19 protein-coding genes and 1 pseudogene are annotated in these 20,800 nt (G+C 69.1%); 9 read left to right on the top strand and 11 right to left on the bottom strand.

The window, feature by feature from the left end; genetic code table 11:
- The first annotated feature begins 55 nt into the window (after nt 1-55).
- From nadA to H074_RS09985, 4 genes are read left to right on the top strand one after another with little or no spacing between them, the layout of a single operon-like run.
- Entirely contained in the window at nt 56-1,066 is a 1,011-nt protein-coding gene (gene nadA, locus H074_RS09970) for a quinolinate synthase NadA (protein WP_007029898.1), read from the top strand.
- Nucleotides 1,063-2,718 carry an L-aspartate oxidase gene (locus H074_RS09975; RefSeq protein ID WP_007029899.1) on the top strand — a complete coding sequence of 552 codons (1,656 nt, stop codon included), beginning with the start codon at nt 1,063-1,065 and terminating at the stop codon, nt 2,716-2,718. Before nadA ends, H074_RS09975 begins: the two co-directional genes overlap by 4 nt.
- Nucleotides 2,715-3,605 carry a carboxylating nicotinate-nucleotide diphosphorylase gene (gene nadC, locus H074_RS09980; RefSeq protein ID WP_007029900.1) on the top strand — a complete coding sequence of 297 codons (891 nt, stop codon included), beginning with the start codon at nt 2,715-2,717 and terminating at the stop codon, nt 3,603-3,605. The genes H074_RS09975 and nadC overlap by 4 nt, the downstream gene beginning before the upstream one ends.
- Before the next feature lie 46 nt (nt 3,606-3,651).
- Complete coding sequence (locus H074_RS09985; protein WP_039922015.1) at nt 3,652-4,821, top strand: S8 family serine peptidase; 1,170 nt, start codon at nt 3,652-3,654, stop codon at nt 4,819-4,821.
- A 227-nt stretch (nt 4,822-5,048) separates the two neighbouring features.
- Here the strand turns inward: H074_RS09985 and H074_RS09990 are convergent, their stop codons facing one another.
- From H074_RS09990 to H074_RS10015, 6 genes are all read right to left on the bottom strand, one after another.
- On the bottom strand, nt 5,049-5,426 hold the full coding sequence (locus tag H074_RS09990) for a hypothetical protein (protein WP_007029902.1): 378 nt from the start codon (nt 5,424-5,426) through the stop codon (nt 5,049-5,051).
- A gap of 10 nt (nt 5,427-5,436) precedes the next feature.
- Nucleotides 5,437-6,783, bottom strand: coding sequence for an alpha/beta hydrolase (locus H074_RS09995; protein WP_007029903.1), 1,347 nt, complete (start codon nt 6,781-6,783; stop codon nt 5,437-5,439).
- Between the two features lie 34 nt (nt 6,784-6,817).
- Complete coding sequence (locus tag H074_RS10000) at nt 6,818-8,119, bottom strand: WXG100 family type VII secretion target (protein WP_007029904.1); 1,302 nt, start codon at nt 8,117-8,119, stop codon at nt 6,818-6,820.
- Nucleotides 8,116-8,520 carry a hypothetical protein gene (locus H074_RS10005; protein ID WP_007029905.1) on the bottom strand — a complete coding sequence of 135 codons (405 nt, stop codon included), beginning with the start codon at nt 8,518-8,520 and terminating at the stop codon, nt 8,116-8,118. The genes H074_RS10000 and H074_RS10005 overlap by 4 nt, the downstream gene beginning before the upstream one ends.
- Nucleotides 8,521-8,629: 109 nt before the next feature.
- The gene (locus H074_RS10010) at nt 8,630-8,932 is read right to left on the bottom strand and encodes a hypothetical protein (protein WP_005155348.1); all 303 of its coding nucleotides are present in this window, start codon (nt 8,930-8,932) and stop codon (nt 8,630-8,632) included.
- Nucleotides 8,933-8,953: 21 nt separating this feature from the next.
- Nucleotides 8,954-9,295: a WXG100 family type VII secretion target gene (locus H074_RS10015; RefSeq protein ID WP_076153289.1), complete on the bottom strand. Its 342-nt coding sequence runs from the start codon at nt 9,293-9,295 to the stop codon at nt 8,954-8,956.
- Nucleotides 9,296-9,525: 230 nt separating this feature from the next.
- On the opposite strand from H074_RS10015, the gene H074_RS10020 reads away from it, so the two are divergent.
- Nucleotides 9,526-10,479, top strand: a complete 954-nt coding sequence (locus H074_RS10020; RefSeq protein ID WP_039922106.1) for a hypothetical protein — start codon at nt 9,526-9,528, stop codon at nt 10,477-10,479.
- A 339-nt stretch (nt 10,480-10,818) separates the two neighbouring features.
- Here the strand turns inward: H074_RS10020 and H074_RS10025 are convergent, their stop codons facing one another.
- Nucleotides 10,819-11,517 (bottom strand): S1 family peptidase, encoded by a 699-nt coding sequence (locus tag H074_RS10025; RefSeq protein WP_007029908.1) that lies wholly within the window; start codon nt 11,515-11,517, stop codon nt 10,819-10,821.
- 312 nt (nt 11,518-11,829) lie between these two features.
- Here H074_RS10025 and H074_RS41455 point away from each other — a divergent pair, with 312 nt between their 5' ends.
- The gene (locus H074_RS41455) at nt 11,830-11,982 is read left to right on the top strand and encodes a hypothetical protein (protein ID WP_235096715.1); all 153 of its coding nucleotides are present in this window, start codon (nt 11,830-11,832) and stop codon (nt 11,980-11,982) included.
- Between the two features lie 9 nt (nt 11,983-11,991).
- Complete coding sequence (cpt, locus tag H074_RS10035; protein WP_007029910.1) at nt 11,992-12,516, top strand: chloramphenicol phosphotransferase CPT; 525 nt, start codon at nt 11,992-11,994, stop codon at nt 12,514-12,516.
- 268 nt (nt 12,517-12,784) lie between these two features.
- Here the strand turns inward: cpt and H074_RS10040 are convergent, their stop codons facing one another.
- Nucleotides 12,785-13,822, bottom strand: a complete 1,038-nt coding sequence (locus tag H074_RS10040) for an HNH endonuclease signature motif containing protein (RefSeq protein WP_007029911.1) — start codon at nt 13,820-13,822, stop codon at nt 12,785-12,787.
- Between the two features lie 262 nt (nt 13,823-14,084).
- Nucleotides 14,085-14,198 (bottom strand): annotated as a pseudogene (locus H074_RS41460) (IS30 family transposase); the annotation flags it as partial.
- 249 nt (nt 14,199-14,447) lie between these two features.
- Here H074_RS41460 and H074_RS39160 point away from each other — a divergent pair.
- Nucleotides 14,448-15,244 (top strand): IS5 family transposase gene (locus H074_RS39160; RefSeq protein WP_161630676.1). Its coding sequence is split into 2 segments (ribosomal slippage): nt 14,448-14,778 and nt 14,778-15,244, totalling 798 coding nucleotides; the frame shifts between segments, so codons are not numbered across the junction.
- A 451-nt stretch (nt 15,245-15,695) separates the two neighbouring features.
- Here the strand turns inward: H074_RS39160 and H074_RS40710 are convergent.
- Both H074_RS40710 and eccCa read right to left on the bottom strand, forming a co-directional pair.
- Nucleotides 15,696-15,878 (bottom strand): hypothetical protein, encoded by a 183-nt coding sequence (locus H074_RS40710; RefSeq protein WP_161630673.1) that lies wholly within the window; start codon nt 15,876-15,878, stop codon nt 15,696-15,698.
- Nucleotides 15,879-15,922: 44 nt separating this feature from the next.
- Nucleotides 15,923-19,864, bottom strand: a complete 3,942-nt coding sequence (gene eccCa / locus H074_RS10055; protein ID WP_007029914.1) for a type VII secretion protein EccCa — start codon at nt 19,862-19,864, stop codon at nt 15,923-15,925.
- Nucleotides 19,865-20,019: 155 nt separating this feature from the next.
- Between eccCa and H074_RS10060 the strand changes: the two genes are divergently transcribed.
- Nucleotides 20,020-20,799, top strand: a complete 780-nt coding sequence (locus H074_RS10060) for a WXG100 family type VII secretion target (RefSeq protein ID WP_007029915.1) — start codon at nt 20,020-20,022, stop codon at nt 20,797-20,799.
- The last annotated feature ends 1 nt before the right edge of the window (nt 20,800 follow it).

The following is a 20,800-nucleotide window of genomic DNA, read 5'->3' on the forward strand; positions in this document are numbered from 1 at the left end:
TTCGATTGTAAGGCGAAAACCGGGAGTGGACAAATCGGTCCGGAGGGCCAGAACGATGACGATCACGTTTGAGAACGACCTGACTCCCTACGGTGGCGTCGTCGCCGACGCGGCTTGGGCGGAGGAGGTGCGGAGCCTCGCTCGCAAGCGTGACGCCGTCCTGCTCGCGCACAACTACCAGGTCCCCGAGATTCAGGACATCGCCGATTTCACCGGCGATTCCCTCGCGCTCAGCCGGATCGCGGCGAGCAGCGACGCGTCCACCATCGTCTTCTGCGGTGTGCACTTCATGGCCGAGACGGCGAAGATCCTGGCGCCGGAGAAGACGGTCCTGATCCCGGACGCGCGGGCCGGTTGTTCGCTCGCGGACTCGATCACCGGCGCCGAACTGCGCGCTTGGAAGGCCGAGCACCCCGGCGCGGTCGTCGTGTCCTACGTGAACACCACGGCCGAGGTCAAGGCGGAGACCGACATCTGCTGCACCTCGTCGAACGCCGTCGACGTGGTCGCCTCCATCCCCGCTGACCAGGAAGTCCTGTTCCTTCCGGACCAGTTCCTCGGCGCGCACGTCAAGCGGGTGACCGGCCGGGAGAACATGCACGTCTGGGCCGGGGAGTGTCACGTGCACGCCGGGATCAACGGTGCCGAGCTGGCCGAGCGGGCCTCGGAGAACCCGGACGCGGACCTGTTCATCCACCCGGAATGCGGCTGCGCGACGTCGGCGCTGTACCTCGCGGGCGAGGGCGCCGTCGCCCCCGAGCGGGTCAAGATCCTCTCGACCGGCGACATGGTCCACGCCGCTCGCGACACCAAGGCGACGTCGGTGCTCGTGGCCACCGAGATCGGGATGATCCACCAGTTGCGCAAGGCCGCGCCGGAGATCGACTTCCGCGCGGTGAACGACAGGGCGTCATGCCGGTACATGAAGATGATCACGCCCGCCGCCCTGCTGCGGTCGCTGCGCGAGGGGGCCGACGAGGTCCACGTCGACGCCGGGACCGCCGCCCGTGCCCGCGCTTCCGTGCAGCGCATGATCGAGATCGGGCAGCCTGGCGGCGGAGAATGACCGGCCCGGTTACCGCCCTTCAGGCGAAAACCAACCCTGTTTGGGAGGCCGCCGCCGATCTCGTGGTGATCGGCAGCGGAGTGGCCGGGCTCACCGCCGCGCTGCGCGCCCAGGAACTCGGACTGCACGTCCTGGTGGTCACCAAGGCGGCGGTCTCCGACGGGAACACCCGCTGGGCCCAGGGCGGGGTCGCGGTCGTGCTGGAGGGTGAACACGAGCGGGGCGACTCGGTCGGCAGGCACGCCGAGGACACGCTCACCGCCGGTGCCGGGCTCTGCGACGAGGACGCCGTCCGCTCGATCATCGCGGGCGGACCGGCCGCGGTGGCCAGGCTGCGCGCCCAGGGCGCCCGCTTCGACCCGGTGGCCGAAGGGCGGACCGAACTCGCCCGCACGCGGGAAGGCGGGCACAGCGCGTTCCGCGTCATTCACGCCGGTGGCGACGCGACCGGCGCGGAGGTCGAGCGGACGCTGGTCGCGAAGGCCGGTGGCCATCGGATCCCGGTGCTGGAGCACCACATCGCCGTCGACGCGATCCGCACGCCTTCGGGCGAGGTCGTCGGCGTGACCGTCCTGGACCACAACGGTGTGCCGGGGGCCGTCCGGGCGCCGGCGGTGCTGCTGGCCAGTGGCGGGCTGGGGCAGCTCTACCAGGCGACGTCGAACCCCGAGATCGCCACAGGGGACGGGCTGGCGCTCGCGTTGCGCGCGGGGGCACAGATCGCGGACGTCGAGTTCGTCCAGTTCCATCCGACGGTCCTGTTCACTCCCGGCGCGCGCGGCCGCCTCCCGCTGGTCACCGAGGCGGTGCGCGGCGAGGGCGCGACCCTGCACGACGCGACGGGCGCTTCGGTGATGAGTGGGGTTCACCCGCTCGGTGATCTCGCGCCCAGGGACGTCGTTTCGGCGGCGATCACGCGCCGGATGGCGCAGCTGCCCGGCGGCGTCGACGATCATGTTTTCCTTGACGCCACAGGGATCTCCGGGTTCGCGAAGCGGTTCCCGACCGTGCACGCGGCGTGCGCCGCGCTCGGGCTCGACCCGGCGAAGGATCCGATCCCGGTCACGCCCGCGGCGCATTTCGCCTGCGGTGGTGTGGTGACCACTGTGGACGGACGGTCCGGTGTTCGTGGTCTCTACGCGGCGGGCGAGGTCGCGAGGACCGGCCTGCACGGGGCGAATCGCCTGGCCTCCAACAGTTTGCTCGAAGGCCTGGTCGTCGGGCGGCGGGTGGCCGAGGCGGTCGCCGCGGACCTCGCCACCGGACAGCTCGGTGATCCTCGCCGTGGTGTGCTCGCGCACCGGGCGACCGTCCCGGTGGCCGACCGTGACGCGCTGCAGCGGGCGATGAGCCGCTACGCCGCGATCGGCCGGGACGCGGAAGGTCTGGCGGTCGTCGGCTCGGTGCTGGATCTTTCGGTGGTCGAGAGTCCTTTGTGGACGCCCCGGATCGTCGAGGACGCGGCGCTCACGCTGGTGGCGGAGGCACTGGTCGCGGCGGCCGCGCGCCGGACGGAGTCCCGGGGCTGCCACGTGCGGACCGATTTCCCCGAACGCGACGACAACGTCTGGCAACGCGGCCAGCTCATCCGGCTCAGCCCGTCGGGGCAGCCGGTGCTGGCCGATCCGATCGCTTTGGAGGGTGTGGCATGAGCGAATTCTCCCCGTGGGTCACCAAGGCGCTGGCCGATCACGGCCTCGACGTCGCCGATGCGCACCGTGTCGTCACGACGGCGTTGGCCGAGGATCTGCGGTACGGGCCCGACGCGACGACGAACGCCACGGTGCCCGAATCCGCTCGCGCGCTGGCCGAACTCACGCCGAGGACGGCCGGTGTGGTCACCGGGATCCCGGTGGCGCTGGCGGTGTTCGACGTCGTGCTCGGCTCGAACCTGGAGATCCTGGCCGCCCGTGACGACGGCGACCGGCTGACCGCCGGCGAGCCCGCGCTGGTCGTCCGCGGTCCGGTCCGGGGCCTGCTCACCGCCGAACGCACCGCGCTGAACCTGCTGTGCCACCTGTCCGGCATCGCCACCGCGACCGCCGCCTGGGTGGCCGCCGTGGAGGGAACCGGTTGCCGGGTCAGGGATTCCCGCAAGACCCTGCCCGGACTGCGGTTGCTGGAGAAGTACGCCGTCCGCGCGGGCGGCGGGGTCAATCACCGGCTCGGGCTCGGCGACGCGGTGCTGATCAAGGACAACCACGTGGTCGCCGCCGGTTCGGTGACCGCCGCGCTCGCGGCCGCGCGCGAGCACGCGCCCGAACTGCACTGCGAGGTCGAGGTCGACGACCTGGCCCAGTTGGAGGAGGCGCTCACCGCGGGCGCCGACGAGGTGCTGCTGGACAACTTCACGCCCGACGAATGCGCGAAGGCCGTCGACAGGCGCGACGAGGTTTCGCCGAAGACCAGGCTGGAATCCTCGGGCGGTCTGCGGCTGGACGTCGCGCGGGCGTACGCGGAGTCCGGTGTGGACTTCCTCGCCGTCGGGGCGCTCACCCATTCCTCGCCCGCGCTCGACCTCGGGATGGACCTGCGCTGACCTCCGGCATTAGAATTCCCTTGTGTGACAAGGGGATTCTGGAGGAATGGTGGGCTTTGCCGGTAAAAGTGCCGTCGCGGGATGCGTGGCCTTCATGGCACTGCTCGGCACTCCCGTCCCGTCGACGGCGGTCGCCGAGCAGTGCGCGAACCCGACGGGCACCTACACCGCGGCCGTCCCGTGGGGACAGCGGCTGATCGATCCCGTGCGGATCTGGCCGCTGTCCCGCGGCACCGGCCAGCTGGTCGCGGTGATCGGCACCGGCGTCGACCGCGGCAACGGCCAGTTCGCGCCCGGTCAGCTCGTCGGCGGGCAGGGCACCGAGACCGAGGACTGCGACGGCCGCGGCACTATCGCCGCCGGGATCGTCGGCGCGCAGCCGGATCCGTCCACGACGTTCACCGGCATCGCACCCGGCGCCAAGATCCTGCCGATCCGCTACACCCAGGTGAACGGCGGTGGTGATCCCGGGCAGCTCGCGGCCGCCATCGAAACGGCGCTGAACCGCGGCGCCGGGATCATGCTCATCGCCGTCCCGGCCGCTTCCGACAGCCCCGCGCTGACCGGTGCCGTCTCACGCGCCAAGGAGAAAGGCGCGCTGATCATCTCTCCGGCCGCGGGGACACAGCAGGGCCAGACGTCCTACCCGACCGCGACCCCTGGTGTGCTCGCCGTGGGTTCGACCAACCAGACCGGCCAGGCGGTGCAGACGGAATCCGGTGCCTACGTGGGGATTTCCGCGCCCGGTGCCGAACTGGTCAGCACGTCCGCGGGCGCGGGCGGGACCGTGGCGCACCGGTGGCCGGTGAGCGACCCGAGCCTGGCCGCCGCGCACGTCGCCGGTGTCGCCGCGCTCGTGCGCGCGTATCACCCGGAGCTGTCGCCGGAGCAGGTCGTCGCCCGGCTGACGCTGACCGCGCACCGGGGCCCGGGCGGCGGTCACGATCCCCGGCGGGGCTGGGGCGCGATCGACGCCTACGCCGCCGTTTCCGCCTCGATTCCGGCCGATACGCCCGGCCCGGGAGGACCGCCGAGCGCCGGCCCGGACACCTTCGTCGTCCCGGCGGCGGCGCCTGCTCCCACCGGGGCGGACAAGGTTTCCGGCGTTCTCGCCATCGTCGGGGTGGCCGTCGCCATCGCGGCGGGCGTGGTGGTGGCCGCGGTCCGGCGGGGCAAGCGCCGGGGCTGGAAGCCTTCGCGGTTCCGCGCCTCGTGAGCGGCAGCGATGTACTGGGGGACACCACTGCCGCTCACGAGGTCTTTCGCGACCCCCTGGGGGTAAGTGTCCTGCGTCGGAAATCCGGCGCGTATCTCGGCGGCCCAGCTTCCTGACGGCTGCGTTGCCGGTCCGCCCGAGTACAACCCGGTACGAGGACGAACCGGCGCCTTGCCGTCAGAAACCTGGATCCACCGATATACGCACCGCATTTCCGACGCAGGACACTAGGGGACGGATACGCAGGCCGTCGAGCCCACGATGGCCACGCCGTCGCCGGCGCGGGAGACATGCACGTTGAAGTCGGCGCCGTCGCGGCTGAACTGCGCGATCAGCTCACGCGGGTTGCTGCGGTCTCGCGTCCGCCAGCCCTGGCTTTCCAGCAGGGGAAGGACGACGTCGACGAGTTTGCGGATCGCGTCGGACGCGTCGTCCACGCGGAGGCCGTACTGCCAGCAGAGCAACCGGCCCGGCTGGGTCGGGTCGCAGTCCAGTTCGCCCTCCACGGTGCGTTCCGCGGTGGAGCCGAAGGTGCCCGCGACGCCGTCGATGACCGCTGCCAGGTCTTCGGCCAGCGGGTCGAGTTCGGTGTTCCTGGTGATCATCACAAACCCCTCACAAGCCTCGGCCGACGCCTTCGATGACCATCTCGCGCAGCGAGCCGCCGGTGAAGCCCTCATGCGTCACCGCGCCGCCCGTGATCACACCGTAGATGTTGTTCCAGGAATCGGAACCCGGCTTGAGCACACCGCTGTGGGAATCGAAGCCCCACTGCAGATCGCCGTTCGCGTCACGGCCGGTTTCCAGTTCGACGACGCCGGGGAAGCGGTCGGGGTCCGCTCCGTGCCCGGCGCCGAGCCATTCGATGAGGCCCGCGTTGCCCTGCGCGACCACGATCGGGTCGAAGGGGGCCGTCATGGAGTACCGCTGCACACCGGCCTGGCTGGCCGGGAGGTCGCTCGGGCTCCAGATCCCGTGTCCCATGCCCGCGGACTCGACGTGCAGCACCTGATCGGCCTTGAGCCCGAGTTGCTCGGCGAGCCCCACGGTCGCGCCGCCGTAGCTGTGCCCGACGGCGGTGACCACGACACCCGGACCGGCGTGGCTGTCGATCTGGCCGCGCAGTTCGTCGCCGAACGCCTTGAGATCGGGCGCCATCGTCTGCGCGTAGTGCGCGGCCGGACCTTCGGTGACGACGTTCTGGGGGAAGACCCCGTCGGCCCAGACCACCATCGCGGTCCGCCCGGTGGCGTCCGCGGCGACCAGGCTCTTGCCGAGGTCGGCGTAGCTCTGGAAGTTGTCGAACGAGGTGTTGACGCCGGGGACGAACAACCCGACGTTGCGGGTGCCCGGCTCGATGCGGCCGACCAGTTCGACGATGCGCCCGTTACCGGACGGGTCGAACCGCAGGATCTGCCGGTCGTTGGCGAGGATGTCCTCGTACAGCGCGATCCGGGTGCGCGCGCTCGCGATGTCGTCGGCTTTTCCGCCGTGTGCCAGGAGGTTCGCCAGCCGCTCGCGTTCGGAGGTCAGCGCGTCGGTGACCTTCGTGCGGTTCTCGGCGATCGCGGTGGCCCATGAGCCGGTGTCGGCCGCGCCGCCGACGCCGGACGGATTCCCGGCCTTGGGCAACGGGTTCTCCGGCATCAGCGACCGGTACGAGGCGGCGACCTGGACGTCGGCGCGCCGGTAGCCACCGCCCGCGGCCGTCAGGCCTTGGTGGATCACCGTCGCCTTGGTGATCTGGCCGTCGAGTTTGCCCGCGACGTCCTTGATCGTCTTGGTGTACGTCGCCGAAGCCGCGCTGGAAGCCGAAACCTGGCCGAACGCGGTGGCGGGGACGTTCTCACCCGCCAGCGCGGTCTGCGCGGTCTTGAGCACGCCGGCACGCTGTTCGAGTTCGGCCGCCGCCGCTTCGAGCCTGGCGGGGGCGACTCGGTAACCGCCCGCACTGGATGCCATCACCGAGCCGCCTCTCCTGTTCAGAAAAGAAAAATCAGTACTGTTCGGGTTCTTCGCCGAGCACGGCGGGAGCGACCGGGGACGACTGACCCCAGACGTTCTCGGTCTCCACGAGCCACGGCGGGATCCGCCGTCCGGAGCCGAGGTCGCCGCCCGCGCCCATGCCCATCGGCATCATGGGCATCATCGGCATCGCGCCCTTGGCCGCCGCCGCGCCCGCGGCACCGGCCGCGCCGCCCGCGAGCCCGCTCATCGCGCTGCCCGAGCCGCCGTCACCCGCCAGCCCGGAGAACGCGGCCGGTGCCTCACCGGGACCGGAGAACCCGCCACCGGCGCCGATCGCACCACCGTCCAGTGACGGCGCGCCGCCACCGCCGATCGGGATGCCGCCGCCCGCGCCACCGGCGGTCGCGCCGGCCGCACCGGCACCCCCGCCCACGGGCTCGCCGTTCTTGTCCTTGCCGTCGTTCTTGCCGTTCGCCCACGCGGGCACCCGCGGCATGATCGAGCCGAACCGGCCGAACGCGGCGGCCGAGGCCGCGGCGAGACCGGCGGTGAACATGTCGCCGAACAGCGGGTTCGACTTGGGGACCTGGCCCGGCTGTCCGGAGGTGGGCGGGGTCGAGCCGTCCGAAGGCAGCGGATGCGTGTTGTCGCCCGGAACGACACCGACACCGGGCGTTCCGCCGATGTTGTTGCCGATCGAGCCGCCCGGAGCCGAGCCACCACCGGTGACCGGCGGCGGGGCGACGGCGTTCGGCGAGGCCGGGATGGACTCCTCCGCGGAGGTGTACTCACCCGCGAGCTGGGTCATCACCACGATGGCCTTGCTGTGCGCCGCACTGGCCGCGCTCGCGGCCTGCTGCTGCGCTTCGACGTTCGCGATGGCCTGCTGCCGCTGCTGGGCGGCGTTGATGATCGTCGCCTGCGACGAATCCGAGGGCAGCAGCGGCGGGTTGACGGCCAGCGCCAGGTCCGCGGGGGAGACGTCCGGCACCGCGACCGGCGGCGGCATCTCCTTCTTGGCCTTCACCAGCGCGTCCGCGGCGTCCTCGAGGAGGTTGTTCATCGCGTGCGCGGTCTGGGCGACCTTGCGGATGCCGCCCACCAGGTCGGTGATCATCGTGTGGTACTTGTCGGCGGCGCCGCCGGTCCAGCTGCCCGAGAAGTCCTTCAACTCGCCGGTCAGGTTCTCGGCCTGCTCGAACAGCCCGGAGCCGGTGGACTGCCATTTGTGGGCCGCGTGGCGCGCCGTGTTGGGGTCGCCCGCCTGCAGCATCGCGTAGAGCTGCTGGTGCGAATACGCGGCGAAGTTCGTGTGCGCGGTGTCGGTCATCCCTTGTGCCCCCCGCCGTTCGAGCCGCTGTTACCGCCCAGCACGCCCCCGAGGACGTTGAGCAGCGGATCGAGCAGCCCGGTCTGCTGACTCGAGTGGTTCATGTCGCCCGCCACCGAGTCGTCGGCCGCCGCGTAGCCGTCGGCGACGGTCGTCGTGACGTCCTGCGCGAAGGTGATCGCGCCCTTGACCTGGTCCAGCAGGCCCTGCATCTCGGCGACGGCCGCCTGGTGCGCCTTGTTGAGTGAACCCGCTTCCCCGAACTCGCCGAACAGCAGCGGCTGTTCGCTCAGGGTCAGCAGGAAGTCGTTCGGCTTGGACATCGCGTGGATCTGGGTCTCCAGTTCCCGCACGAAGTCCTTCAGTGATTCCAGATGGACGTAGTACGACTGGTCTTGCATTGATCCCGGCTCTCTCGTGATCGGCCATGCCTACAAGGGACGACTACGCGCAAAGCCGGCCGGCCGGTGCCGAGGGGGGTGAAAGCACCGGCCGGCCGACGGATGGGGATCAGCCGGCGAACAGGCCCTGGTTGCGGTTCTCCAGGCTGTGCTGGAGATCGTGGGCGTCGCCGACCTTGCCACCGAACTGCGCGATGATCGCCACGATGTCCGCGGTGGCCTGGCGCAGGCGGGTCTCAGACGCACGGGCGGCCTCACCGGCGGAGCTGCCGGAGGCGTACCAGGTCTGGGTGATCGGCTGCAGGTTGGTGTGCAGCTGTTCGAGCTGGGACGTGAGCGCCTTGGCCTTGGCGGCCAGCGAGGCCGAGCTGTGCTGCAGCGCGGCGAAGTTGATTTCGACGACGTCAGCCATGATTGGTGGTCCTCTCGCGGATCAGGGGTTCAGCCGGTGGATCACGGTCTGGTCGACGACTCCGCTGACCCCGGTGAGGCTTTCCCGGACCTGCTCGTCACCCGAGTTGTAGTTCCGGTTGCTCTCGTGCACGAGGCGCGACATCGTGTTGAGCTCGTTCACGGCGATGGTCATCTTCTCCTGCAGACGGCGCTGCAGGTCCCAGAACGCGACCGCCTGGTCACCCTTGTAGTTGTGCAGGGTCTGGGTCAGCTCGCTCTCCAAGCTGGCCATCGTGGTCTTGGCGTTCGACGCGGTTTCCTCGAACCCCTGGACGGCGCGCGCCATCGCAGCTGCGTCTGCCTGATATCCCGTACCGGTCATTGATGGGCCACCTCCTCTCATCTCGCTGGAAATCCCGGTGAGCACCAGGGGACGCCCTGTCTGCTCTTGTGAAGGACACGCTAGAAAAGAGGGGAGTGCGGTCAAACGGCACAACTGCCGGTCGCGGTGACGGCACTATTACCCACAGGTCCGCGGTAGGGCTTTCCCCACCTTCGATCCGGGGGAGTACTCCAGTGTCCGGGCCGGTGCTTCCCGGCACGCTCGAACCCATGGTGGACAACGGATCCAGGACAGTACCGCATCGTCCGTTGATGATCTTGGCCGTGGCGATGGCGGTACTCGGGGTGATCGCGCTCGGCGGCCTCGTCTTCGACGATCGCAGCCTCGTCAACGCGCCCATTTGGCTCAAGCCGCTCAAGTTCACGATCTCCGTGGGGCTCTACGCGGTGACACTGGCCTGGCTGATCGGGCAGCTGACCAAGGGGCGCCGGATCGGCTGGTGGCTCGGGACGGTGTTCGCGGTCGGCCTCGGCATGGACATGGCGCTGTTGTTCTGGCAGATCATCGTCCGCGGCCGGACCCTGCACTTCAATCGGGAGACCCCGGCCGACCAGTGGATCAACAACATGGTCGCGAACGGCGCCTTCACCGGCTGGGCGGTGACGGCGGCCATCGCGGTTCTCCTGCTGTTCCAACGTCTTCCCGACCGGGCGATGAATTCCGCGTTACGCGCGGGTGCGGCGTTGTCGGTCGCCGGCATCGGGATCGCGCTGCTGATGTTCAGCCCGAACGAACAGCAGATGGCCCAGTTCCGCTCCGGCGAACGGCCGTCGATCGTCGGTGCTCACGCGGTCGGCGTGCCCGATGGCGGCCCGGGGCTGCCGGTGCTGGGGTGGAGCACCGTGGGCGGTGACATGCGGATCCCGCACTTCTTCGGGATCCACACGATCCAGGTGCTGCCACTGATCGCTTTCGGGCTGCTCAGGCTCGCCCGGCGGTATCCGGTGCTCGAATCGGAATTCGTGCGGCGGAATCTGGTGCGGACGGCTTCGGTGGGCTTCGCGGGGCTGCTCGTACTGCTCACCTGGCAGGCTCAGCGAGGGCAGTCCATCGTGCACCCCGATTTCTGGACGCTGGTCGCGGGCGCCGGGATCATCGCCGTCGTGGCCGCCGGTTCGGCTCTCGCGCTTCGGGCTTCGAGGCCGATGCACCAGCTGACGTGACCTTCGGTGAAATCCACTCGCCCTCGCGGGGGTGCTGATCGTGCCGACACCGGCGTCCACTTTGGATGGTTGTACCGATTTCCCCTACGCCGGCGGTCCGGCACCTGACCCGGCGCGCCAAGGACAAGAAGGTGTTCGCGGACGCGGCACAGGCGTCGGCTGATCTGGCCGTCAAAAGGGAGGCGAGGGACAAGACTTCCAGGTGCCCGACGAGTTCACCGTGGACGGGTGACAAGGTCGGTTCGGTGTCGATGATCGGCCCGAAGTCGAAGTGCGCCCGACTCGGACGCGGCAGGCGGAAAGGGACCGTTCGGTGTGAACGGTCCCTTTCCGTTCAGGTCAGACTCCCGCGGTGGTGCGGATCCAGTCGCGGCTCGCCGCGACGCTGGCGTAGTTCTGGGTGCCCTGCGGGTTCGTGCCGGAGTTGCTGCCCGTCGAACAGACACCGACCTGGACGCCGTTCGAAAGCTGCGGGCCGCCCGAGTCGCCGTGCCACGCCGAACCGTCGATGCCGACGCTGGCGATGGCCTGACCGCCGTACGCGTCGCTGCTGGTTCCGGTGATGCGGACGTTGGCGGTCTTCAGGACGCTCGAGGGCGGGTTGCTGCCCTGCGTGCGGCCCCAGCCGTAGATCTGGTTCGTGGTGCCGTTGGCCGGGTTCGCGGTGCCGAGCTTCATGTACGTCGTGTTGACCGCGGTCGTGAGGTGCAGCAGGGCGATGTCGCCGCTCGGGGCGGCTTTCTGCTGGTCGACGTCGGCCTCGGTGCCCTGGTTCAGGTTGACGTTGCCTACCTTGACGTGCATGCCGGGAGCGTTGAGGCAGTGCTTCGCGGTGAGGACCCACTGCGGGGCGATGATCGTGCCGGAGCAGTTGAAGCCGCCGTACGCGGTGGCGTCGTCCCAGTAGATCTGGGCACCCCACGGCGCGGAGCTCACGGTGCCGCCGCCGATGATGTCCTGGCCCGCGTTCGCGGCGGGGGTGGCGGCAAGGGTCAGCGCCGCGGCGGCGCCTGCCACCGTTGCGACGATCTTGGACATACGCATGAATACGCCCTTCGGCCTGCGTCGGGGAGTTCGCTTCGAGCTGAAACGATTTCACCAAGTTATGCGGCGGTAAGGGTTTTTGTAACCTACCGAAGTCGGTAAGCGTTGCGAGGAAAGTATTGGGCCGTCCGAGTGGGATAGTCGGTTGTGGACATCGGTGAACGGCTGGCGGACGTCCGCTTTCGGCCTTCTGTGTATGGGATCGCGACGTTTCGGGACGCTTGCGTGTTCCTGTGCGGATTCGACGCGGCTTCGGAAAACCGGGTCTTGCGGGGATTTCAGAACTGGGTGGATCCGGGTTCTTTGGTGTCGACGTCCGTTGTATCCGGTTTGCTGGAAGAGCGTGACCCTGGATTTCCCGGCCGCGGTGGCGGGGAGCAGGTGACCGCCCTGGTCGATCTGGTCGCGGAGTTCCTCGCGGAGCGAGGTGACCCCCTGCCCGGGCCGCCCGAGCCCTAGGGTGTTCGCGTGACGACCAGGGTGATCGTGCTGAACGGCGGCTCCAGTTCTGGCAAGTCGGGGATCGCCCGGTGTCTGCAGGCGGTGCTGCCGGATCCTTGGCTCACGCTCGGCGTGGACACCTTGATCGACGCCATGCCGGCCGCTGTCGACGAGGGGATCCATTTCGCGGCGGACGGTGGCGTGGACGTGGGGTCCGGTTTCCGGCGGCTGGAGAACGCGTGGATGGCCGGTGTCGCGGCGATGGTGCGGGCCGGGGCCCGGGTCGTCGTCGACGACGCGTTCCTCGGTGGCGCCGCGTCACAACAGCGGTGGCGTGACGCGTTGGACGGACTCGAGGTGCTGTGGGTCGGGGTCCGGTGCGATGGCGTCGTGGCCGCTGGGCGGGAGATGGCGCGGGGGGACCGGGTCAGGGGAATGGCGGAGGCTCAGGCCGAGATCGTGCACCGGGGCGTGGTTTACGACTTCGAGGTGGACACGGGAGTGAATGAGGCGCTGGTCTGCGCACGGGAGATCGCCGCGCGGCTCGAGTGATCTGGACGGACGCCGAGACCGCGCGGCAGGGTCGCGTCCGTCTTTCGAGCTGACGCGTACACGCCACGGATGCTTGAAGTCGCGCCGAAGCCGGGGGAGAGCACGAGGTCGCCGCAAGCGCATGGCTTTCGGAGGCCTGGCTTGTTCCGCGCTCGTGAGCGAGCGTTGAAGTGTGTGAAGCCGCTACATCGAGCAAGGAGCCTCAGCGGTCATGGTCGAGCCACGAAGGTGGCCTCTTGATCACCTTCGTCGAAGTCGGCGGTGCCTTTCAGAAGGGTGGGGTGTCGTCCTCTGGTTCCGGTCGTGGGTCGTGGAGTGGTTCGGGGGTTGCGGTGTAGGTGCGGCCGGTGGGGGTGGTGATGATCGTGCCCCCGTTGCCGGTGGGTTCGGCGGTCCAGCCGGGTTCTTCCTTGAGGAGGTTGTGGATCTTGCAGGCGGCATGGCAGTTGTGGTGGTCGGTGATGCCGTCGCGTGCCCAGTTGGTGATGTGGTCGACTTCGGAAAATTCGGCGGGACGGTGGCAGCCTGGATGGGTGCATTGCCGGTCGCGGGCTTTGATGAGGCGGGCGAGTGAGGCCGGGGGCCGGTAAGTGCCGGGGCCGGCCTCGAGGATTTGTCCGGTGGTGGGGTCGGTGATCAGCCGGGACCAGGTGGAGCCGGGGTCGGCTGCGATTTCGCGGACGAGCCAGCCGGGGATGGGGCCGTAGCCGGCCAAGGTGGCGGGATCCTCGCGCGCACCGGTCAGGGTGAGGAGGTCGACGTAGACGTGGATGTGCGCACGAGGTTTACCGTGCCCGTCTTCGGCCAGCAATCGTTCGGCGAAGATGTCGGCGCGGTGCTGATCCAGCGTCCTGGCCTTGTCCCGGGCGCGACGAGTCTGGGCGGCGCGGCTGATCGACGCGTAGATCGAGCCGGCGATCTCCGATGGCAGAGAGCCTGACACCTTCGACATGGTCTCGTCCTCGTGTTCCAGTGAGATATGGCGTAACGCGCGTTTCTTCACAGCCCGATCCCGGTAGCCGTCGGGGTCGAACTTCTGCACCGCGTAACTCACCGATTTGCCGATCGCCCTGGGGTCCCGTCCGGCGAGCCGCCCGGCCAAGAACCCGTCCACCAGCGCGGCGACCTCGTCCGAGACTTCGCGAGTCAGCCGGCTGACCTTCGACGCCTTGAACAGATCGATATCACCCTGCTCCAGCGCCGCCAACGTGTTCGGCAACCGCGTCACCAGAGCGCAGGAGGTTTCCACCAGCAAGAACGCGTGGTTGCGAGAGACCGAGAAGGCCAAAGCGACCTCCTCGGTCACCGATCTTCGCGAACCGCCCGCCGTGGCGAACCCGGCTATGGAACGCACCTGCCGCCCCTGCGCCCGGCGAAGCGAAAGTTCTTCGTCAATGGCGGCATCCAAAAAACGAGCGGCTTTCGGGTTAAAAGCAAGAGATGTGGTCATACCCATGACAATACTCGAACGTGAGTTCGATCACCACTGAATCTGCAGGGTGGGTTCAAGGAGTCAGTGCGCCACCTGATTCCAGCAGCAGCTTGTTGAAGACTTCGGCAGGTTTGAGTCATCCGAGAGTCTCGCGTGGGCGGTCGTTGAGTTCGTCTGCGACGGCATCGAGCTCGTCGCGCGAAGATCCTGAAAGATCGGTTCCCTTGGGGAAGTGTCGGCGAAAAGTTCCTTGGTGTCCTCGTAGCTACCAGAACGAATGCGGGCACGGAAGTGGACACGCATGTCGTGGCGATGCCGACATCGGCGTGGCGAAAACCGGAATCCGCCAGAAATGCGACGCGCCCCTTGCGGCCACCGTCATTCTCCCGAATGACATCCCGGCTTGATCCCAGTGCGATCGAGGCGCGCCACAGTAAGAGCGTGTCTCACTTGGGTTCCGGTCGAAGTGCGGGCATGATCATGACCTGTGACCGACGAGTTGTCGCGGAGACTTGTACCCGACGAGTTGTGGGCGCTGGTGGAACCGCTGATCCCGCCGGGCAAGACACGCCCGCAAGGTGGCGGAATGTCTCGGGTGGACGATCGGGCGGTGTTCACTGCGATCGTCTTCGTGCTGACCAGCGGCTGCGCGTGGCGCCATCTGCCACCGAGTTTCGGGGTCACCGTGCCGACGGCGCATCGTCGGTTCACCGAGTGGACCGAGGCCGGGCTGTGGCGGCAGGTGCACCAGGCGGTGCTGGACGAACTGGGTGGCCGGGGGTTGATCGACTGGTCGCGCGTGGTCCTCGACGGTGCATCCGTCAGGGCCAAAAGGGGGGCGGTCTGACCGGTCCGAGCCCGGTCGACCGCGGCAAACCCGGCTCGAAGATCCACGCTCTCTCCGATCGAGCCGGGCTGCCGTTGACCGTCGGGGTCTCCGCGGCCAACACTCACGACAGTCACGCACTCAAGCCGCTGGTCAACGCTCTCCCGGCTATCCGCTCCCGCCGAGGGCCACGACGACGAAAACCGGCGAAACTCCACGCGGACAAGGCCTATGACATCCCGGCCCTGCGTGACTGGCTACGCAGGCGCGGGATCATTCCGCGCATTGCCCGCAAAGGCATCGAATCCGCCGACAAACTCGGCCGGCACCGCTGGGTCATCGAACGAACCATCGCCTGGCTGACCGGCTACCGCCGCCTGATCATCCGCTACGAACGCAAACCCAGCCACTACCTCGCCTTCCTCGTCCTCGGCGCCACCATCACCTGCTACAAGAAACTCGCCAAATGAGACAAGCTCTAAGCACCAATCACTCTCCAAGCGATATCACTGTGCCGGGGCGCGCCGTGACCGGTCACCTCACGACAGGAGCGGCACGCGAAACAGCACGAACGAGTTCCTCGACGCCTTGACCCCAACGGAAACGATGACGGCGTCACGATCGGGGTCGACCCGGAGCAGGTGCTGATCGGCGTTGCCGCGCGCGAACCGGCCGCTCGGCGGCGGAGATCCAGAGCCCGGCCTCCCCAGTACGCGCCACCGCTGACCACCGGGACGGTCTCGCCGAGCGGGCCGAGGACATGTTCGTCCAGCACCGAGGGCCGTCCAGCCGGGCCGGTTCGCCCCAGAGGTCTCCGTCCCATGCGCTGGTCTGCCGCAGCAGGTGATGCCAGGTGAACCGTGGTCGCGGCCAACCCCGGCAGGTCGAGAGTGCCCGCCACGGGCCGGTGCGGGTCCGGGATCATTCCCTCGTCGAAGGCGGCGATGCGCTCTCCGCGGTGGAGGAGCACCCCACTGATTCCGGCCGCCGGTGACAGCGGCCCCAGGACCTCGCCAGGTACGCGCTCATGGCGTCGATGCCCGGCGTGACGCGCTCGGCCTGCGCCGCCGCGGCGGCGTGAACAGCGGGCAGATCCAGTGCCATGACACCGAACCTCCCCGGTCGGCGAATTCGGGATGACCCCGCGCTCAGTCCTCCACCGGTTTCGTCCAAGCCACCTGCACCAGCCCCGTCCCGTGCCGCCGCGAGACCAGCACACCCCGCCCGGCGGGCTGAGGCCCCGGCTTCACGTCTCCGAGCAGCGCCCCTTCGTCCCGCGACCCGGACATCACGAGGCCGGGGGAACCCAGCTCCCGGATCCGTTGCAGTACAGGTTCGAACAGGGAACGCCCGGCGCCACCGCTCCCGCGCGCGATGACGAGGTGGAGCCCGATGTCCCGCGCCTGCGGCAGGAATTCCAGCAGCGGCTGCAAGGGGTTCCGGCCCACGGTCGCGACCATTTCGTAGTCGTCGACGAGCACGAACAGATCCGGGCCCCGCCACCACGACCGGTTGCGCAGCTGGTCCGGCGTGACGTCCGGGCCGGGCAAGCGGTTCCGCATCGCTTGCCGGCACTGGTCGATCAGCCCGCTCAGCACGCTTTCCGAACCCGCGTAGCCGAGCAGATGCGAGTCCGGTACCGCACCCAGCATCCCGCGCCGGTAGTCGGCGACCACGATCGCCGCTTCCTCCGGGGAGTACTTCGCGGTGATGCCTTGCGCGATCGCGCGCAGAAGCGAACTCTTGCCGGATTCCACGTCGCCGAAGGCCAGGAAATGCGGTTCGGTGGCGAAGTCGAGGTGCACCGGCCGCAGGTTCGATTCCGCGATGCCGAGCGTGACCTGCTTGCGGGGTCCGGCTTCCAGCGAGTCCAACGGGACCTCGGCGGGGAGCAGGCGCACGGCGGGCGCGGGATTTCCCTTCCAGGCCGCGGAAATCCGGCGGTTCAGGTCCAGGCCACCGGCGCCGACGGTGTCCGGCCGCTGGTCCGAGTCGATACGCGGGAGCGCCGCGAGGAAGTGCAGTTTGTCCGCGGTCAGCCCGCGGCCCGGCCGGTCCGCCGGGACGTTCTGCGCGATCTTGCGGTCGATCAGCGAGTCCGCCGGCTCACCGAGCCGCAGTTCGAACTTCGTGCCGATCGCGTCCCGCAACGGCGCCCGCATGCCCATCCACTGGTTGATCGAGACGACGACGTGGATGCCGAAACCGAGCCCGCGTGACGCGAGGCTGGTGATCTGCTCCTCCAGCTGCTCGTATTCCTGGCGGATCGTGGTCCAGTTGTCCACGAACAGGAAGACGTCGCCGAATTCGCGGCCTTCGGTGCTCTCCCGGAACTCCGAACGTCGTTGGCGGAACGTCGTGATCGACTCGATCCCGTTGGCGGAGAAGAACTCCTCGCGTTGTTCGAGCAGGGTCGTCAGTTCCGCCACCACCCGGCGGCAGCGCTGGGCGTCGCGCCGTGTCGCGTAGCCGGACACGTGGGGCAGCCCGGCGATCGGCGCCAGCGCGCCACCACCCATGTCCAGCACGAACAGCTGGACCTCTTCCGGCGTGTGGGTGAGCGCGAGCATCGCGGCGATGTCGCGCATCAGTGTGCTCTTGCCGCTCTGTGGTGCCCCGACGATCAGCGCGTGTCCGGCGGCACCGGAGAAATCGGCCCACAGCATGTCGCGCCGCTGTTCGAAGGGCTTGTCCACCAGGGCGACCGGGATCATCAGCTTGCCGTTGCCGCCCCAGCCCAGCGGGCACAAACCCCGTGACGGGTCTTCGCCGAGCGGCGGCAGCAGCTGGTCCAGGGTGGGCGGTTCGGCCAGCGGCGGCAACCAGATCTGGTGCGCCTCCGGGCCTTTGCCTTCGATCCGCGAGATCATCGCGCCGATGATCGTCTCGCCGGTGCCCTTTTCCACCGGCTCCTCGGCTTCGACGGTCACCGGGATCTCCACCGGCGCCAGCGTGAACGGCATCAGACCGAGGGTCTGGCCGTCCTTGCGCACGATCTTGCTGCGAGGCGGCAGTTCCCCCGAGACGTACGCGGCCTTGAGCCGGATGAGAGTGTCGTTGTCGGACTTCAGATACGCCGAACCCGGTACGGGCGGGAGCTGGTAGGCATCCGCGACACCGAGCACCGCGCGGCTCTCCGACGCGGAGAAGGTCCGCAGGCCGATCCGGTACGACAGGTGCGAATCCAGCCCGCGCAGCCGTCCCTCCTCCAGCCGCTGTGAGGCGAGCAGCAGGTGGATCCCGAGACTCCGGCCCAGCCGCCCGATCGCGACGAACAGGTCGATGAACTCCGGCCGGGATGACAGCAGTTCGCTGAATTCGTCGATGATCACCAGCAGCGACGGCAACGGCCGCAGGTTGGCCCCCGCTTCCCTGGCCTTTTCGTAATCCCGCACCGACGCGTAGTTCCCGGCGGCGTGCAGGAGCTCCTGACGCCGCAGCAGTTCGCCGTTCAGTGCGTCCGCCATGCGATCGACCAGCGCGAGATCGTCGGACAGGTTGGTGATGACGGCGCAGGTGTGCGGCAGTCCGGTCATCCCGGCGAAGGTCGCGCCACCCTTGAAGTCGATCAGCGCGAGGTTGAGCTTCTCCGACGAATGCGTGACGGCGAGCGCGGTGACCAACGTCCGCAGCAGCTCGCTCTTGCCGGACCCGGTCGCGCCGATGACCAGCCCGTGCGGGCCCATCCCGCCCTCGGCCGATTCCTTGAGGTCGAGGTCGACCGGCCTGCCCTCGGGGTTGACGCCCAGCGGGATCCGCAACCGGTCCCGCGCCGAACGCGGTGCCCAGGTGACCTCGGTGTCGGTGTCGCGCGGATCGCCGATGCCGAGCAGCCCGGCCAGTCCGAACGTCGCCGACATCGGCGCCTCGCTGACCACCGCCGCTCCCTGGAACAGCGGCGTCAGCATCCGGGACAGCGCCTCGGCGGCCCCGCGGTCCAAGGTGTCCGGCTTGCCGAGGAAACCGAGCCGCTGCTCCGTCCCGTCGCCGACGACCATCCCGAGCTGCTCCGGGCTCATGTGCAGGCTCAGCAGCCGTTCCGACGAGACCGACCGCGGCTGCTCGGTGCCGATCTCCACCACGGTGACGCCGAGCCTGCCCTCTTCGGCGACGAGCCGCGTGTCGCCGAGGGTGTGCCCGCCGTCCACGATCACGACGACATGCGGCAGGTCCAGCCGGGCGTCCGGCCGCCGGGTGAACGCGGGCCGGTCACCGAGGTCCGGGCCGAGGAGGTCGGCGAGCTTCCCGGAGTCGGCGTCGACGAGCCGCCGCGGACCGGCGGCGTCGGCGGCGGTGGAGGCGACGTGCGGCAGCCACTTCGCCCACTCCCAGTCGTGCAGCCGGTCGTTCTTGACGCATAACGCGATCCGCAGGTCGCCGGGCGAGTGGAAGGTCGCGAGCTGGGTCAGCAGCGCCCGCGCCGTCCCGAGCGTGTCCGGGCGGCGGCCGGACAGGATGACCTGCGCGAACGACCGCAGCGAGACCGCGACCGGGAGTCCGTCGACCGTCGAATAGGTCCGGATGAAGTGCTTGAGGTTCGTCGAGCACACCGGGTCGAGGTCCTCCAGCGGCACGGTCTGCGGCGCCTTCAACGGTGTCGCCAGCCGCTGCGGTCCCGTCCCGATCCGCACCTGCCCGAACTGCGAGTCGGACCGGCGGCGATCCCACAGCTTCCCCGTCTCGATATAGGCCCACAGATCCGCCGGGTCGGGCTGCAGCGCCGCCATCGCCGCGCGCTGGTTGTCCGCGATCTCACGGACCTGGCCGCGCAAACCGGTCAGATACCGCTGGTAGTCCCGGCGTTCCTCGTTGATCTGCGCCTTCTTCGCCGCACCGCCGCGGCCGAGCGACATCACGACCATGCCCACCATCGCGGTGAGGAACAACGCGCCGAAGATGTACGTCATCACCCCGCCGTCGCGTCCGATGTAGACGAACGACATGGCGCCCATGCCCAGCATCATCGGCATGAACATCAGCAGCTGCATGGCTCCGCCTGAGGAGCCCTTCGGCAGCATCGGCGGGGACTGCAGGACGATTTCACCGGGCTGCTCGCCCAGGGCCGGCAGGCGGTCGCGAATGGCGCTCATCAGGGTCTTTCTGGCCGCTTGTGGGTAATCCTGCCGATCATTCTGGCCACTCGTGCCGCCCTTGCGGTGGGTACTTTTGCCGTCCGCCCACGTCTGGTGGCGAACTTACGCTGCTGGAACAGGCGCAGACGTGGGGGAACGAGAGAAGGAGAGCCATGGTCGGCACGGGCGAGTACCGGGCGGAGCCCGAGGCCATGCGCTCGGCGGTCGGGAACCTGGGCGGCATCATCATGCAGGGCATCAACGTCGTCGCAGACCTCGAACGCACCGTCCTGCAGCCGATGTCGTTCGCCACGTTCGGCAGCGCGGTGGCGGCGGCCAACACGGCCATGCAGAGCCAGCAGGTGGTCGCGGTCCGCACGCTCCTGCAGCTGCTGCAGCAGATCAACGGCTTCATCAAGAGCAGTGCCGACGCCTACCAGGCCGCCGACGAGGCGGTCGCGGGCGGATACGGCGGCCGTCCCGGCGGCGGCGCGGGGTCGACGTCTTCGTCGATCTGGGGGAACTCGCACGCCTCCGAGCTGGCGACACTGGCCATCAACGACAGCGCGGGCGGCAGCGGCGAACCGTCGTCGGTCGGCAACGTGCTGCGCTACCTGGGGGACGCGCGGCTGGGGCAGCTCGGCGACCACCCGATCACCGACACGCGGTTCCACGGCGTCTCGGACTTCAACGACTGGCTGGCCGGTGACGCCGACAACCAGGCGCGGGTCGGGGTCATCGAGGTCTACGCCGGTACGGCGCGCAACTTCGGCGACGTGCCGGGCGGGGTGCACAGCGGCGACGTCGTCGTGGTCGAACCGCTCCTGTTCTCCGACAACAAGCCGATCATCGCCATCGCCGGAGAGGGCGGGCTGCTCTACAACCACGGAATCGTCGAAGCGGACATCAACGGCCTGGCGAAGGTCAGCGTCTACCGCCCGGCTTCCGTCTGAC

The sequence above is a fragment of the Amycolatopsis decaplanina DSM 44594 genome, assembly GCF_000342005.1.
In the GTDB taxonomy this organism is placed as follows: Bacteria; Actinomycetota; Actinomycetes; order Mycobacteriales; family Pseudonocardiaceae; genus Amycolatopsis; species Amycolatopsis decaplanina.

What these genes read in the sequence shown, in the direction of transcription:
- H074_RS09985 (WP_039922015.1), top strand. Translation starts at nt 3,652, where the DNA reads ATGGTGGGCTTTGCCGGTAAAAGTGCCGTCGCGGGATGCGTGGCCTTC.
- H074_RS40710 (WP_161630673.1), bottom strand. Translation starts at nt 15,878, where the DNA reads ATGGCACTGGATCTGCCCGCTGTTCACGCCGCCGCGGCGGCGCAGGCC.
- nadA (WP_007029898.1), top strand. Translation starts at nt 56, where the DNA reads ATGACGATCACGTTTGAGAACGACCTGACTCCCTACGGTGGCGTCGTC.
- nadC (WP_007029900.1), top strand. Translation starts at nt 2,715, where the DNA reads ATGAGCGAATTCTCCCCGTGGGTCACCAAGGCGCTGGCCGATCACGGC.
- eccCa (WP_007029914.1), bottom strand. Translation starts at nt 19,864, where the DNA reads ATGAGCGCCATTCGCGACCGCCTGCCGGCCCTGGGCGAGCAGCCCGGT.
- H074_RS10020 (WP_039922106.1), top strand. Translation starts at nt 9,526, where the DNA reads ATGGTGGACAACGGATCCAGGACAGTACCGCATCGTCCGTTGATGATC.
- H074_RS10060 (WP_007029915.1), top strand. Translation starts at nt 20,020, where the DNA reads ATGGTCGGCACGGGCGAGTACCGGGCGGAGCCCGAGGCCATGCGCTCG.
- H074_RS09990 (WP_007029902.1), bottom strand. Translation starts at nt 5,426, where the DNA reads ATGATCACCAGGAACACCGAACTCGACCCGCTGGCCGAAGACCTGGCA.
- H074_RS09995 (WP_007029903.1), bottom strand. Translation starts at nt 6,783, where the DNA reads ATGGCATCCAGTGCGGGCGGTTACCGAGTCGCCCCCGCCAGGCTCGAA.
- H074_RS10005 (WP_007029905.1), bottom strand. Translation starts at nt 8,520, where the DNA reads ATGCAAGACCAGTCGTACTACGTCCATCTGGAATCACTGAAGGACTTC.
- H074_RS10025 (WP_007029908.1), bottom strand. Translation starts at nt 11,517, where the DNA reads ATGTCCAAGATCGTCGCAACGGTGGCAGGCGCCGCCGCGGCGCTGACC.
- H074_RS09975 (WP_007029899.1), top strand. Translation starts at nt 1,063, where the DNA reads ATGACCGGCCCGGTTACCGCCCTTCAGGCGAAAACCAACCCTGTTTGG.
- H074_RS10000 (WP_007029904.1), bottom strand. Translation starts at nt 8,119, where the DNA reads ATGACCGACACCGCGCACACGAACTTCGCCGCGTATTCGCACCAGCAG.
- H074_RS10010 (WP_005155348.1), bottom strand. Translation starts at nt 8,932, where the DNA reads ATGGCTGACGTCGTCGAAATCAACTTCGCCGCGCTGCAGCACAGCTCG.
- H074_RS10015 (WP_076153289.1), bottom strand. Translation starts at nt 9,295, where the DNA reads ATGACCGGTACGGGATATCAGGCAGACGCAGCTGCGATGGCGCGCGCC.